The organism is Variovorax sp. P1_G12, from assembly GCF_056405555.1.
This window is the reverse complement of the sequence record NZ_JBFUBW010000048.1, coordinates 1-13,710: the sequence shown is the minus strand read 5'-3', so window position 1 is coordinate 13,710 and position 13,710 is coordinate 1. Positions and strand designations below refer to the sequence as shown.

Genomic DNA, 13,710 nt, shown 5'->3' with positions numbered 1-13,710 from the left:
CAAGAAATGGATGCTCTCCTGGAGGCGGTGCTGGAGACCTGCGACGACTCGCTCAAGGGGAAGCGCGACCGCGCCCTCCTCCTCTTTGYGTGGGCCTCGGGCGGGCGGCGGCGCTCGGAGGTGTCAGAGGCGGTCTTCGAGAACCTGCGCCGGGTCGATGGGGGAAACTTTCTGTACACGCTCGCGAGTTCCAAGACGAACCACAGCGGGAAGGTGCGGCCCGAAGACGTGAAACCCGTGGTCGGATCGGCGGCCGAAGCGCTGGAGGCTTGGCTCAAGGCGAGCGGGATCACCTCGGGCCCCCTCTTCCGGCGCATCCTCAAGAACGGGAAACTGGGCACCGACGGGCTCTCGGGGACAGCGGTTCGGGACATCGTGAAGGCGCGGTGTGCGTTGGCCGGTGTGGGAGATGATTTCTCGGCGCACTCGCTGCGGTCGGGCTTTGTCACCGAGGCGGGTCGGCAGAACATGCCCTTGCAAGAAACGATGGCGATGACGGGGCATCGGAGCTTGGAGACCATAGGGGGTATTTCAGAGCGGGGGCCGCACAGGTCAGTGAGTTGGCTCGAATGATGGTCGCCGACCGGAGTCAACCAGACCCGCTTAGTCGAGAATCTCATTCGTAGTGAGAAGGTGAGAAGGTGAGAAGGTCGGGTGTTCGGCTCATCTCTCGGGCGCCAATACAGAAAAGGCCTCGTTGCTATCAAATAGATAGCAACGAGGCCTTTTCCTTTGACCGTGTCGGGCACAGGCCCGTCTGGACATCGTCGATTGGATCGAGGGCTTCTACAACCGCGTGCGCATGCACACGGCCCTCGGATACCTCGCACCTGTCGAAAGGGAACATAGCCTCTTGGCTGCGTGACTTGGTGTACGTGGAAACGAGGCAGGGTCATTCATTGCATTTTTGGCATTGGTCAGTCACGCACGCGAGCGTGTAAGCCGTCTTCACCGTAGTGAAGAACTCCTGCGCGTACTTGCCCTGCTCGCGCGGGCCGTAGCTCGAACCCTTGCGCCCGCCAAAGGGCACGTGATAGTCCACGCCCGCAGTCGGCAAGTTGACCATCACCATCCCGGCCTGGCTGTGACGCTTGAAGTGCGTCGCGTACTTGAGGCTTGTGGTCGCAATGCCTGCCGAGAGACCGAACTCGGTATCGTTGGCCGTGACCAGCGCTTCCTCGTAGTCCTTGACGCGAATCACGCTCGCGACGGGGCCGAAGATCTCTTCCTTGTTGATGCGCATCGCGGCCACGGATTCGCTGAACAGCGCCGGAGACATGTAGAAGCCGTTGGTGTCCAGCTTCAGGCGCTGGCCGCCCGCTGCCAGGGTCGCGCCTTCGCTCTTGCCGATCTCGATGTAGCTCAAGTCCTGCTCCAATTGGCTCTGGCTGGAGACGGGGCCTATGTCGGTGCCCTGCGCCAGCGCATCGCCCACCTTGATCTTCGTCATCCGCTCCTTCATCGCCTCGATGAACCTCGGGTAGATGCCCTGCGTCACGATCAGCCGGCTCGACGCCGTGCAACGCTGGCCGGTCGAATAGAACGCGCTCTGCACGCTCAGTTCCACCGCCTGCGCAAGGTCGGCATCGTCGAGCACCACCTGCGGGTTCTTGCCACCCATTTCGAGCTGCACCTTCTTGTGGTTCTCCACGCACTTCATCGCGATGCGTCGACCCACGCCGACCGAGCCGGTGAAGCTCACCGCATGGATGCCGGGGTGATTGACCAGCGCATCGCCAATCACGCTGCCGCGGCCCATCACCAGGTTGAAGACGCCCGCCGGGATGCCCGAGCGGCTGATGATCTCGGCCAGCGCCCAAGCGCAGCCCGGCACCAGGTCCGCGGGCTTGAGCACCACGCAATTGCCAAAGGCCAGCGCCGGCGCGATCTTCCACGCGGGAATCGCGATCGGGAAGTTCCACGGCGTGATGAGGCCGACCACGCCAACCGGCTCGCGCGTGATCTCGATACCGATGTTGGGCCGCACCGAAGGAATGACTTCGCCCGCCAGGCGCAGGCATTCGCCCGCGAAGAACTTGAAGATCTGGCCGGCGCGGGCGGTCTCGCCCATGGCTTCGGCCTTGGTCTTGCCTTCTTCGCGCGCCAGCAGCGTGCCCAGTTCTTCCTTGCGCGCAAGGATCTCGTTGCCGATCTTGTCGAGCGCGTCGCTGCGCGCCTGGATGCCGCTGTTTGACCATACGGGGAAGGCCGCGGTTGCCGCGGCCACGGCCGCCTCGACTTGCGCGGCGTCGCCCTGCGCATATTCGGCGATGGTGTCGCCTAGGTTGGACGGGTTCAGGTTGGGGCTGTAGCTGTTGCCCTTGACCCATTGGCTGTCAATGAGGTTGTCGTGTTGTTGCATGTGTCTGTTCTCAAATGCGGTGATTTGCGCTCCGCGCGCGACGGCCAAGAGCCCCTCCGATTGCGCTCATGCGCATCATGGCGTTGCCCATCGCGACCGGAGGTCGAATGGAGAGAGACGGTTGGCATCACAGTCGAAACCGTGATCAAGGCGCGTCAGAGCGAGTTTGTCTGCCGCGATGCGCCTTTCGCTATTCGGGTGATTTGCCCACCATCCGCGCTGCGCGCAGAAAATCGAAATCGACGCCTTTGTCGGCTTGCGTCACGGTCTGCAGAAAGAGCTTTCGATAGCCGCGCTCGGCTGTCGGCTCGGTCACTGGAGACTCCTTGGCGCGGCGTGCCAATTCTTCGTCGGATACCAGCAGCGAGATCTCGCGATTGGCTACGCTCAGGCGAATCTGATCACCGTTGCGCACGTACGCCAACGGCCCGCCGATGGCGGCTTCGGGTGTCACGTGCAACACGATGGTGCCGAACGCCGTGCCACTCATGCGGCCGTCGGAGATGCGCACAATATCTTTGACCCCGGCGCGCGCCAGCTTGCGCGGGATCGGCAGGTAGCCGGCCTCCGGCATGCCGGGGGCACCCTTGGGACCGATGTTCTTTAGCACCAACACGTCGTCGGCCGTCACGTTGAGTGCGTCGCTGTCGATGCGGTTGGCCATATCTTCGATGTTCTCGAAAACCACCGCACGACCGACGTGCTCCATCAATTTCGCGGTGGCCGCCGATTGCTTGATGATGGCGCCGGCAGGCGCCAGGTTGCCCCGTAGCACCGCGATGCCGCCCTGCGGGTAGATTGGTCTGGAAATACTGCGCACCACGTCCTGCTTGAAAGCGGGGCCAGCGCGCTCGATCTCTTCACCCAATGTGCGGCCGGTCACCGTCAGCGCTTGGAGCTGAAGTAGTGGCTTCAACTCGCGTAGCAGCGTGGCCATGCCGCCGGCGCGGTGAAAGTCTTCCATGTAATGCTGGCCGGAAGGTTTCAGGTCGAGAAGAACCGGCGTGTCTCGACCCATTCGGTCTAACGCCGTCAGATCGATTTCAAGGCCCACGCGACCCGCGATCGCGGTCAAATGCACGATGCCGTTGGTCGAGCCGCCGATCGCCAGCAGCACACGCATGGCGTTCTCGAACGCCGCAGGTGTTAGCACCTTGTCGATGGTCAGCCTATCGCGCGCAATCTGCACGGCTTGCGAGCCTGTCTGTTCGGCGATGCGGATGCGGTCCGCAGTTGCCGCAGGCGGCGAAGCGCCACCTGGCATCGTCATGCCCAGTGCCTCCGCAATACACGCCATCGTACTGGCCGTGCCCATCACCGAGCATGTGCCCACGCTTGCGACGAGCTGATTGTTCACGTCGGCGATTTCCTCGGCATCAACCTCGTCGGCGCGATACTTACCCCAGTAGCGCCGACAGTCGGTGCATGCGCCCACGCGCTCGCCGCGGTGGCTGCCGGTAAGCATGGAGCCGGTGATCAGCTGGATGGTGGGAATGCCAGCCGAGGCCGCGCCCATCAACTGCGCCGGAACGGTCTTGTCGCAGCCGCCGATCAGCACCACCGCATCCATCGGCTGCGCGCGCACCATCTCTTCGGTGTCCATCGACATCAAGTTTCGAAGATACATGCTGGTTGGCGCGGCAAAACTCTCGTGCACCGATATCGTCGGAAACTCCATCGGCAGCCCCCCTGCCAACATCACGCCCCGTTTGACGGCCTCGATAAGTTGCGGCGCGTTGCCGTGGCACGGGTTGTATGCGCTACCGGTATTGGCGATACCGACTACTGGCCGGTCGAGCGCAGTATCAGTGAAGCCCGCGCCCTTTATGAAAGCCTTTCGCAGAAACAGCGAAAAGCCTTGATCGCCATAGCTTGTGAGGCCCTTGCGCATGCCGGAGGGATCGGCGGCATCGTCAGGTTCGAACGGAGAATTTGTCATGTGGGGCAGTAAATTTAGAGCTGGGAGCGAAGAGTGCCCCAGCAAGGAGTGCTTGCAGTACGTTTAGTCAGGCGCTTCTCAAAAACTTCCTGACGCGCCGACCGCACCATCACCCGCCGTAATTGAACGAAATGTTGGCCGACTTGGCCAATTCGCTCCAGCGCTTCAACTCTGAGCTATTCCACGCGACGAATTCGTCGACACGACGGAATTTCGGTTCGAACCCTGCTGTGATCAACCGTTCCTGGTTTTGGGGCGTGGACAAGCCTTCAACAATGTCGTTAGACAGCCTTTTCATCAGTTCGGCGGGAACACCCGCGGGCGCGTAGATGCCCAGCCAGCTGGTGACATCGAAACCGTTCATGCCCTGCTCCTGCATGGTAGGCACATCGGGAAGCTGTCTGACTCGGTAAACGCTGGTAGTCGCAAGCACATTGATCCTGCGGCCCGCCAAAAGTGGCAATGTCGGAGGCACGTTCATAAAGCAAAGGTCCAGGTCGCCATTGGAAACGCCCACAAGCGCTTCGGTCGACGACTTGTATGGCACATGGGAGACCTTCAAACCTGCACGAAGCCCGAACAGTTCGCTTGTCAGATGGGACGAAGTACCCAGACCATTGCTGCCGTACAAGGCCGGCTTGTTGCTGGCTTTCAGACTCTGCACCAGTGCCTGCACCGTTTTGGCCGGATGATCGGCACGCACGACTAGCACGTTCGCAAACTCGCCCACTTGCGCGACCGGCGAAAGCACTTTTGGAATATCGATGGGCAGCCCCTTGATCGTGGCAGACGGAAGCACATTGTTGCCGAGACCACCGGTCGCTAGGGTGTAACCGTCCGGCGCCGAAGCGGCGGCGGCTTGCATCCCGATAAGCCCACCCCCTCCAGCGCGGTTCTCGATGATCACGGTCTGGTGGTACTTGGCGGTCAGGACTTCCGCCACAAGACGCCCCATTAAATCGGTCGGACTGCCGGGCGCTGCGGACGCGATGATTTTGATCAGGCGAGAGGGGTAAGCCGCCGCCTGCGCTCTTGCTTGCCCCACAGTAGCCAGGCCCGCGAGTATTCCGAACGATTTGAGTATGAAGCGCCGGTCATGCATTTGACTCTCTCCAATTAGGTACGTGATCGAACTCAACCAACATTCATTCGCTTGGCAATAAGTGCCCTGCACGCGTGCCGCCCATGCGTCGTTTCGGCATGGCCGGACTGCGCACCATCGCTATCGAAAACTGCTGTCCCAGACCTGCGGATTCACCATGGCCTTCGGTGTTTCGCCACGCAAGGCGCGCACAAGGTTGTTGGTTGCCAAGGCGATCATGGCTCGGCGCGTCTCCACGGTGGCACTTCCGACGTGCGGCTGGAGCACCACATTGGGCAGACTGCATAGAGGGCTCGCAGCATCCAGCGGCTCTTGAACCATTACGTCCAATCCGGCACCAGCGATGCGCTTGCTGCGCAGGGCCTCGATCAGGGCAGTCTCATCGACCACCGGGCCGCGCGAGGTATTGATCAGATAGGCGCTCGTCTTCATCAAGGCGAATTCCCGCTCGCCTACCGAGTTGCGGGTCGCATCCGTCAGCGGCACATGCACGCTCACGACGTCGGACTGCTCAAACAATTCATCGCGCGCTACATATCGGGCCAACTTCTGCGCCTCAGCATCTTCGTCTCGAGTACGGTTGTGGTAACACACATCCATGTCGAACGCTTTCGCCCTCTTGGCCACCATCTTGCCTATGCGGCCCATGCCGAGAAGGCCCAGCGTTTTTCCGGCAACGTCGATCGCCAACGGCGCAGCTGCCGCTTTCCAGCCTCCTGTGCGGACAAAGTCATGCAAGGGAACCATATTCCGCGTGAGGCACAACAACAAGCCGAAGGTCAAGTCCGCCACAGCAGCGTCCAACACACCCGGCGTGTTGCACACCAGCACGTTGCGTTCGCTCACGCGGTCGATTTGTACATTGTCGAAACCAACGGCATAGTTGGAAATGACTTTCAAGTTGGGAAAGGCATCGAGCAACGTGTCGTCCACACGAGTGCGAAGCGTGCACAGCATGCCGGTGACCGCGTGACGATCTGATGCGGGCACTACCTCGTTTGGCGGCGTTCCGCTTGGAACGATGATCACCGGAGTAATCTTCTTGACTTGCGCGAGCAAATCTTCAGGAAGGGGCGCAGAAATAATGACGGTCATTTGTGAAAGTCTTCGAGTAAATGAAACGGTGATCAGGCGAGGCCTTCGATGTCCTGGGCGAAGACGGGCTCTACCGACCCGGAAGCGGGAGTCCCGGCTTCGGCGGTGGCGTCGACTATCCGGCACAAGAGCCAGATGCCGTCTTGTGGGTTCTCGAAGACCTCGATCAGTTGGCCAGCCCTGGTGCGCAGGCGAACACCGGGTTGCACATCAACGAGATTCAAAGTTTGCAACGTTGCCATGGTTGGTCCTCCGCTACATCTGCAGTTGCTCGCAGGGCATCGCAACTTCGATGCCGTCCAGCGAATCATCCATGATGATCTGGCAGGCGAGACGGCTACACGGCCCCGACTCTGGGACGAACTCGACTAGCGCGAGTTCACTAGGGCTGGGTGCTTCGAGCTTGTCCATCCAAGCCGTGTCGACAATGACGTGGCAGGTTCCGCATATCGCTCCACCGCCGCATTCAGCCACGATGCCTGCGATGAGGTTTTCACGGGCCGCTTCCATCAGGCTTACACCTGGCGCGACGTCGAGTTCTTGCTGTGTACCGTCGGCTTGTTTGAAAACAACTCTAGCCATGTTCGCTCTTTTCGTAGTCTGTCGGGAGGAGCCTTTGGAGGGCGGGTCGTGGGTCCGAGCGCGTCAGAAGAAGGTCGTGAGTGCCTTCGCCATCAGAACCGATTGGTTCAAAAATACGTCGCGCTTGATGATCGTGATGTCGTCGTCTGATAGGCGCAGCGTGTCTTCGCGCTTGCCGACGAACAGATTGCTCTCCGACTGCAGTCGGTGCTGCGATACCAGAAAGCGCGAGCGTACAAGCACGGCCTGCGCACCGTCGGTCAGGGGCTCCGATCCGATGATGCGAATGTTGGTCACCAAGTGCGAGACGCGGGACGTCGGCTCCTCGGCCCAGTGAATGCCAGTTTTGATTTGCGCCACGCGCTGGCGCAGCGTCGCAATGCCTTCGTCGAACCAGGCTACCTCGCCAGCGGCTGTATACTCTCGGTCCATCTGGTCGCGGCGCACATTGCGCGCGATCGGCATGCGGTAGCGGATGCTCTCATCAAGCAGCCCTAGCCACTCCTCATATCGCCGCTCGTCCAGAAGGTCGGCTTCGAGATGCAGGAACTGCGAGACGCGCCACCAGACCTCTGGCGTATTCATGGCGATGGGTTCAGACATGCACAGCCTCCGCCTGCGATTCGGCCATCAGGTCTTCCCATGTCAGGCCCTCCATGAACTGACGCCAGCGGCGATAGAAGATGCGGGCATTCTCTTCGGTAAACTCGCCGTTCTCTACCGCGCCTTTCAGGCCCGGCACTGGCTTTGCATGACCGAGCCCCATCTGGTAGTTGAAGAACATCCGTGAAGCGATCTCGCCCATACTGGCTTCGGTCGCCCCGGTCCAGTTCTCCATGTCGTCCGACTCTGTCATCCCGCCGGGCCCGGAATAACGCAGGAAATAGCTCCTTGCCGCTTCCTTCACTGAATCGGGCGCGTCCTTGTCCACCAGGTACATGCGCCACATCTCCATTTCTGTCGGACTGATCGGGTGAAACACAGCGAGAGTCCGCGGCTGCCTTCCATGGAAGGACATGTTCGGAAAGATTGTTCCGACGGAGTGCGTGACTCGCATCCGGTCACCTAGCGTCGTAACACGCTTTTCGTGAATCTGGCGGTAGTAGCTTTCAACCTCGGGGTTCTGTGCATAGGTCGGCGCATAAGGAGCTTCTTCATAGTGAGGCATACGGCCCAACACGCCGTGCCCGAGGGACTTAAAGCCAACCGTCATGCGGTGCGGCATCGGGTCGCGCCGACCTTTGCCGCCGCTCGGGCCGATTCCGACGATGTCCACCGAACGGTGGCTAATATCGTGGTAAAGATCACCGATGAAGTTCTCCGGTGCGAGCTTCCAGTTGCATTTCACGCGCCACTTCTGAACTCCGGCGATCAGTTCGGAGCCGCCAGGACTGCCGTCGCGGTGGTCGAGGGCGTAGTCGAGGTAATGCCGCATGTCGCCCAGATAGTCGAGGAAGGCTGGCGCTTGCTCGTCCCATGTCGCCCAGATCGTGCCCTTGTAGTTTTCGACTTTGGCGACACGCTTGAGTGCCCAGTTCTTCTTCTCGAGTTCGCCGTGGTAGTAGGTCGCGAAGCCTGGCACCCCCACGAGAGCACCAGGTTGCTCCGCCAGGCGCCCGTCGGTCGTAAAACTCCAGCCGTGATAGGGGCAACTGAAGGTCCGGTTGTTGCCTTGGTCATAGCGGCACAACTTCATCCCGCGATGCGGGCAACTGTTGAGGAACACGTGGATTTGCCCTTGCCGGTCGCGCGTCAGAATCACAGGGTCGGTGCCCATGCGCGAGATGAAGTAGTCGTCCGGATTGGGGATCAGGCTTTCGTGCCCGACGAACAGCCACGTCTTAGCAAAAATGCTCTTGATCTCTGCGTCGAAGATTTCCTGGTCGACGAAAATGCGCCGTCCGATTAGCCCTTCATCGGGCTTGGCAAGGGCTTGGATAGTTTCAGGCTTCACTGTGTTGCTTCCCCAATAAAAGTTTGGTTGCACCCGAATCGGATCGGGCCTGTTGCTGCCTCAGTCGTGCCGCCGTGTTGAGGACATGCGCATCAGCCCGCTCGCGCGCCAGGTCCGGATCGGAGGCCTCGATCGCGGCCAGTAGCAGTTCGTGCTCTTTTTGGGAATGGGACGCGCGTCCTGCCTTTTTCGAGTTCTCGCGAGACACCGTCAGGTTCTTCTTGTAGAGCTCCGCAAGGAACTCGAACATCGTGACGTAGTGATCGTTGCGGGTGGCCACGGCGATCGCGCGATGAAAATCCAGATCGGCCTGCACCCCGACGGCAACGTCGCCCGAGCGGATAGCCCTACGCATCTGATCGACCGCCTCATGCATCATCTTGAGGTCTTCTGCGGTGCGCCGCTGGGCAGCAAGCGATGCGGCAATGATCTCGATGCCATGCCGTAGTTCTACGATCGCCAACGCCTCCTTGGAGTCGCCGGCTTCGGCGGCATGAATCTTCAGCACAGAGGGTGTGCGGTTCAATGTGACGATCAAGCCCCGACCCTGTTTGCTGGCCACATACCCTTCCGCCTTGAGGCGGGCAACTGCCTCTCTCAACACTGTGCGCGACACACCCATATGGGTGGCGATGGTCTGCTCAGGAGGCAGAACGTCCCCCAGCGAATACCGTCCGCCCGTGATCTCAGAGAGCAGCAACCCCCTGACGCGCTCGGTCAGATTTGGCTCCGCGCGCAACGATTCGACAACACTGGGTTCAGCTAGAAAAGTCATGATTCGATCTTTGTAGGATAATAGCACAATAAGTTTATCGCGCAATGCTTATCGTACAAAAGGTTGCCGGCTTCGGCTTGATGGCTGCCAACCGGCGTTTCATGGGTTTTTGGCGCAGATGGGCTTGTCGGCGACGAGGCGTTTCGCCATCAATCCGGAGTGCAAGGTGTTCAAGGTGGCATGGTGGTGGACCGCCCGCCAATGCCGGGGCCCGTAGCGGCCGAGGCCCTTCAGAACTGCTAGTTGCGCTCGATGCGCCAGCGCTGATGGGCAACGCTGACAGTTCGTTGGTGGTGATGTCCTCGTGTAGCGTRGACGGGAGGTACTTGCGCGGCTCATCGCCGTTCACCGGCCATCGACTCGGTGAGCGGCTACCGCACTGCGTCTTTGGGCGAACTCACTCGGGGTCTGATGGCCGAGCAACCTGTGGGCCGCGATGGTTGTGGTTGTGGTTATCTACCAAGTTTTGACCGGACCCGAATCCTGTATCGCGATGACCTCTGGCCAACAACAATTATTGTGAGCGGCGTGTCAAAGCAGTTGACACCGGATGGAACTCGCTGGCACGAGAAGCCTGCACGTTGTAGCGGCTACGCAGAAGTGCACGAGGCGGGTCTGCGGCACCCAGATGCTCCCGCCAAGAACCTTTACGACGCCGGAGTTCCCTTTCGTCCGGACACTGAAAGCTTGGGAAGCAGGAATATTGGGTAGGTCAGGATTCCGCGACCCGATAGCGCAAGGCGGAGCACCCCCTCTCGTGATCAGGGCTGCGCCTTGTCGGCCTCAGTAGTGAACGAGTCCGCGTAGAACTCGTCGGCCGGCAGCCCAGCGTTGGCCGTGTACTCGGCGCGCGCCGAATCGACCACAATGGGCGCGCCACAAGCATAGATTTGGTGGCCCGACAGGTCTGGAAAGTCTTCCAGCACTGCCTTATGCACGAAACCGATGCGGCCGGTCCAGTTGTCCTCAGGCATGGCGTTTGAGATCACGGGCACATAGCTGAGCTGCGGCATCTCGGCCAGCTTGTCGCGCACCCACAAGTCCAAATATAGGTCGGCAGGACGTCGGCCTCCCCAGTAGAGGGTGGCGGGCCGTACTATCCTGTTGCACTCCATGAACTCGATCACCGCCTTGATCGGCGCAAAGCCGGTACCCGAGGCCAGAAGCACCATTGGCTTGGTGGAGCTCTGACGCAGGAAGAAGCTGCCGTAAGGTCCTTCGATGCGCAGGATGTCTTTTTCCTTCATCGCGGTGAAGACATGATCCGTAAATTTGCCGCCGGGCATGTGGCGGATGTGCAGTTCGAGGTTGGGGCTGAGCGGGGGGGTGCCATCGGGTTGAAGCGCGTTGGGCGGCGCGTTTGCGACCGAATAGCTGCGCCGGACGCCGTCGCGCAGAACGAACTCCACATACTGGCCCGCGTGGTAGCGCATCGGGTCGTTAACGGGCAGTTGCAGCTTGACCAGCATCACGTCGTGAGACTTTTTCTCCAACATCGTTACGCGCGAAAGCATTGTCTTGATGGGAAATCCGCTCTCGTCAGTGATTTTCCGAGATTCCAGCACTACGTCGGAGTGGGGCACCCCGCAGCAGGTCAACACGAAGCCCGCGGCCTCTTCCGCGGGTGACAGCGCCTTGCTCTGGTGCGGCCGATGAACGACGATGCCTTTGATCTTTTTGCACTTGCACACTCCGCAGACGCCGTCCTTGCAGCCGTAGGGCAGCCCAAAACCTTGGCGAATGCCGGCGGCAAGGATTGTCTCGTCAGGTTTGCTTGAGAACGAACGGTCGCCGGGTTGTACGGTAACCTTGAATGTGGTGGCCGTCGGCGTCATGGTCTTTGTCGCTGTGGCTTCGGTAGCGGTCATGTCTTTAAGTATTCGCTGTGCGTAGTTCATTCGACGCGGCCGAAAGAGCGCAAGATGAATCCTGATGGCATCTCATCTATCCAAGATCGTTGATCCGGCATCGACTCGCGCGACAGATTGATCGGCCAGACTGAACCGCTGCTTCGCGCTGTGCGCGTTCAACAACTCAATGAACCAGCTGCGCTCACACGTTGGAGCAATGCAGCGACCACCGCCCACGATTGATGCCGCACGATTTGGACGATACCAAGGTGCTAAAGCAAGGCGTGATGCACTCCGGATTTAGGCCATCACGTAGACCTTCCGTAGAGTTTCGATCACAACCCATGTTCCTTTGGTTTCAGGCGGAAAGACGACGATGTCACCGGCCCCGAACGCCACGGTATCACCGCCCTCGTGGGTGAACGTTGCAACTCCCGAAAGAATGAACATCAGCTCGCCTGTCAGCGTGTCACGTTTGAAGGTGCCGGGAGCGGACTCCCAGATACCAAACCTGAATTGCTCGGATCCGGGCATGGCGAACTTCTCGCCGATCCGCACCGGATCGGTAGCCCCCGGGTTTCCGGGTCGGGCAGCCAGCGTGAAATCGAGGAGGCTTCGCTTAGAGAATGTCTGAATGGTCATATGAATGAAACGCGGATGAAGTTCGCGCCAGTGAACCGAGCGCAATCGATGACTTACAAATACGATTATACGATATATGCTGGTCTGTCATGTGAAACTTGCAAAGGTTTTGGTGCAAACCGAACGTCAAGCAACGCCCGCGCGTGACTTCCTGCGATTTACAGAGCTGCCAACACTGCATTCCAGATCGCAGGCGCACTGCGGTCTGTGAGACGCTGCTCGCTTAGATCGAACTGGCCCTTGTGAATCTTGCGCAGCAACTCATTTCCCGCGATCGTGATGGCCGCAGTCTTGAACTGCTTGAAGCCGAGCATCGGACCGACGCGGAGCTTCACGCCTCGGTGGTCTTGCTCGATCTGATTGTTCAAATACTTGGAGGACCGAAGCTTCAGGCCTTCGGGCAGCAGCCCGTCCGCCTTGATCTCGCGCACCGCTCGGTGCGATGCGGCGTAGCCATCCAACGTGATGGTTTGCGGCACGCCCTGACTTTTGACCGCCTTGCCGAAGAAGGCCTTCGCCGCAGCGACGTCGCGCTTGGCGCTGAGTCTGAAATCGACCGTTTGGCCTGCCCGATCGGTTTTGTCGCGCTAAGCCGGTCGAGGCGGACGAAGTCCGGCAATTTTGGGTCAACGGACGGAGAGACTGTAGAAGTAATCGGCATCTGAAAATGCCAGGCCACCGGGGCAGCGCAGCTGCCCCTTCTTGACCATGTGCATCGTCTCGATGCCGGCGATCAGCCGGGCAGCACAGTCAAAAGACTTGAATCCCATCATCGGCCCGATTCGCCGCAGCAAACCGGCGACGGGTGCCAGGCCGCGATTCGGCGTCGAGCCCATAGCCCTGTCCTTCTGGGCGTTCTCCTCGCGAAAAATCGGATCGGTGACCGCATAGCGGACGCTGGCAGTCACTTGTAGCCGGCTTCTTCAAAGTCCGCTATCGCAATGCCGACTTAGGGCGGCCAGGGCTGACCAACAGCCGTGAGCTGCCTCGCTGGAGGCGCAGTGCCAAGCTCGAAATGAAACTCTTTGGTTCCATTGAGATAGCGCGCGCACCCAATGGGTAGACCGACTGCACCGAATCTGCGTGTCAAACTTGACGGTTTTCCGAGGAGCCAAGCGCCCCGCGACGGATGCGACGCACCCAGGGCCCCACGTCCCGTGCCTCCGCCCTTTGTGCTTCAAACCAGGTGATAGGCCGGCGCGTTGGCCGCAGGCTGGGCCTGCGCGTTCTCGTACGAACGGATGACGCCGCGCAGCCGCTCGCATTCACGCTCCAGGGCGGCGACCCAGGCGCGGGCGTGTTGGGCTTCGTTGTAGGCCTGCGTGTGCAGGGCGGCCATGCCCCAGCGGCTCTCGAACCAGAGGGCCAGGTACACCGCCCGGGGTGCGTTGCCGCTGGCCTGGTAGCGC

Annotated in this window: 12 protein-coding genes and 4 pseudogenes; 2 read left to right on the top strand and 14 right to left on the bottom strand. The window is 60.4% G+C overall.

Features of this window, described 5'->3' with window-relative positions; translation table 11 throughout:
* Positions 1–6: 6 nt before the first annotated feature.
* On the top strand, positions 7–573 hold the full coding sequence (locus tag AC1D2O_RS34160; protein WP_478158647.1) for a site-specific integrase: 567 nt from the start codon (positions 7–9) through the stop codon (positions 571–573).
* A gap of 169 nt (positions 574–742) precedes the next feature.
* Positions 743–865: pseudogene (locus AC1D2O_RS34155) on the top strand (IS3-like element ISBvi3 family transposase); the annotation flags it as partial.
* Between the two features lie 27 nt (positions 866–892).
* On the opposite strand, the gene AC1D2O_RS34150 reads toward AC1D2O_RS34155, so the two are convergent.
* The 14 genes and pseudogenes from AC1D2O_RS34150 to AC1D2O_RS34085 form a co-directional block, all read right to left on the bottom strand.
* Complete coding sequence (locus AC1D2O_RS34150) at positions 893–2,362, bottom strand: aldehyde dehydrogenase family protein (RefSeq protein ID WP_478158646.1); 1,470 nt, start codon at positions 2,360–2,362, stop codon at positions 893–895.
* A gap of 190 nt (positions 2,363–2,552) precedes the next feature.
* Positions 2,553–4,301 carry an IlvD/Edd family dehydratase gene (locus AC1D2O_RS34145; RefSeq protein WP_478158645.1) on the bottom strand — a complete coding sequence of 583 codons (1,749 nt, stop codon included), beginning with the start codon at positions 4,299–4,301 and terminating at the stop codon, positions 2,553–2,555.
* A 109-nt stretch (positions 4,302–4,410) separates the two neighbouring features.
* A complete protein-coding gene (locus tag AC1D2O_RS34140; RefSeq protein ID WP_478158644.1) occupies positions 4,411–5,403 on the bottom strand; it encodes a Bug family tripartite tricarboxylate transporter substrate binding protein in 993 nt (330 codons plus the stop codon).
* A gap of 120 nt (positions 5,404–5,523) precedes the next feature.
* Positions 5,524–6,498 (bottom strand): 2-hydroxyacid dehydrogenase, encoded by a 975-nt coding sequence (locus AC1D2O_RS34135; RefSeq protein WP_478158643.1) that lies wholly within the window; start codon positions 6,496–6,498, stop codon positions 5,524–5,526.
* 32 nt (positions 6,499–6,530) lie between these two features.
* A complete protein-coding gene (locus AC1D2O_RS34130; RefSeq protein WP_478158642.1) occupies positions 6,531–6,740 on the bottom strand; it encodes a hypothetical protein in 210 nt (69 codons plus the stop codon).
* Positions 6,741–6,753: 13 nt separating this feature from the next.
* Positions 6,754–7,080 carry a 2Fe-2S iron-sulfur cluster-binding protein gene (locus AC1D2O_RS34125; RefSeq protein WP_478158641.1) on the bottom strand — a complete coding sequence of 109 codons (327 nt, stop codon included), beginning with the start codon at positions 7,078–7,080 and terminating at the stop codon, positions 6,754–6,756.
* 63 nt (positions 7,081–7,143) lie between these two features.
* Entirely contained in the window at positions 7,144–7,683 is a 540-nt protein-coding gene (locus AC1D2O_RS34120) for a 3-phenylpropionate/cinnamic acid dioxygenase subunit beta (protein WP_478158640.1), read from the bottom strand.
* Positions 7,676–9,034: an aromatic ring-hydroxylating oxygenase subunit alpha gene (locus AC1D2O_RS34115; RefSeq protein ID WP_478158639.1), complete on the bottom strand. Its 1,359-nt coding sequence runs from the start codon at positions 9,032–9,034 to the stop codon at positions 7,676–7,678. The genes AC1D2O_RS34120 and AC1D2O_RS34115 overlap by 8 nt, the downstream gene beginning before the upstream one ends.
* Entirely contained in the window at positions 9,024–9,809 is a 786-nt protein-coding gene (locus tag AC1D2O_RS34110; protein ID WP_477650592.1) for a FadR/GntR family transcriptional regulator, read from the bottom strand. Before AC1D2O_RS34110 ends, AC1D2O_RS34115 begins: the two co-directional genes overlap by 11 nt.
* A gap of 761 nt (positions 9,810–10,570) precedes the next feature.
* Positions 10,571–11,644: a CDP-6-deoxy-delta-3,4-glucoseen reductase gene (locus AC1D2O_RS34105; RefSeq protein ID WP_478158657.1), complete on the bottom strand. Its 1,074-nt coding sequence runs from the start codon at positions 11,642–11,644 to the stop codon at positions 10,571–10,573.
* Between the two features lie 315 nt (positions 11,645–11,959).
* A complete protein-coding gene (locus tag AC1D2O_RS34100; RefSeq protein WP_478158638.1) occupies positions 11,960–12,301 on the bottom strand; it encodes a cupin domain-containing protein in 342 nt (113 codons plus the stop codon).
* 158 nt (positions 12,302–12,459) lie between these two features.
* Positions 12,460–12,876, bottom strand: a pseudogene (locus AC1D2O_RS34095) (DDE-type integrase/transposase/recombinase); the annotation flags it as partial.
* Positions 12,877–12,927: 51 nt separating this feature from the next.
* Positions 12,928–13,077: pseudogene (locus tag AC1D2O_RS34090) on the bottom strand (IS6 family transposase); the annotation flags it as partial.
* Between the two features lie 401 nt (positions 13,078–13,478).
* Positions 13,479–13,710 (bottom strand): annotated as a pseudogene (locus AC1D2O_RS34085) (hypothetical protein); the annotation flags it as partial.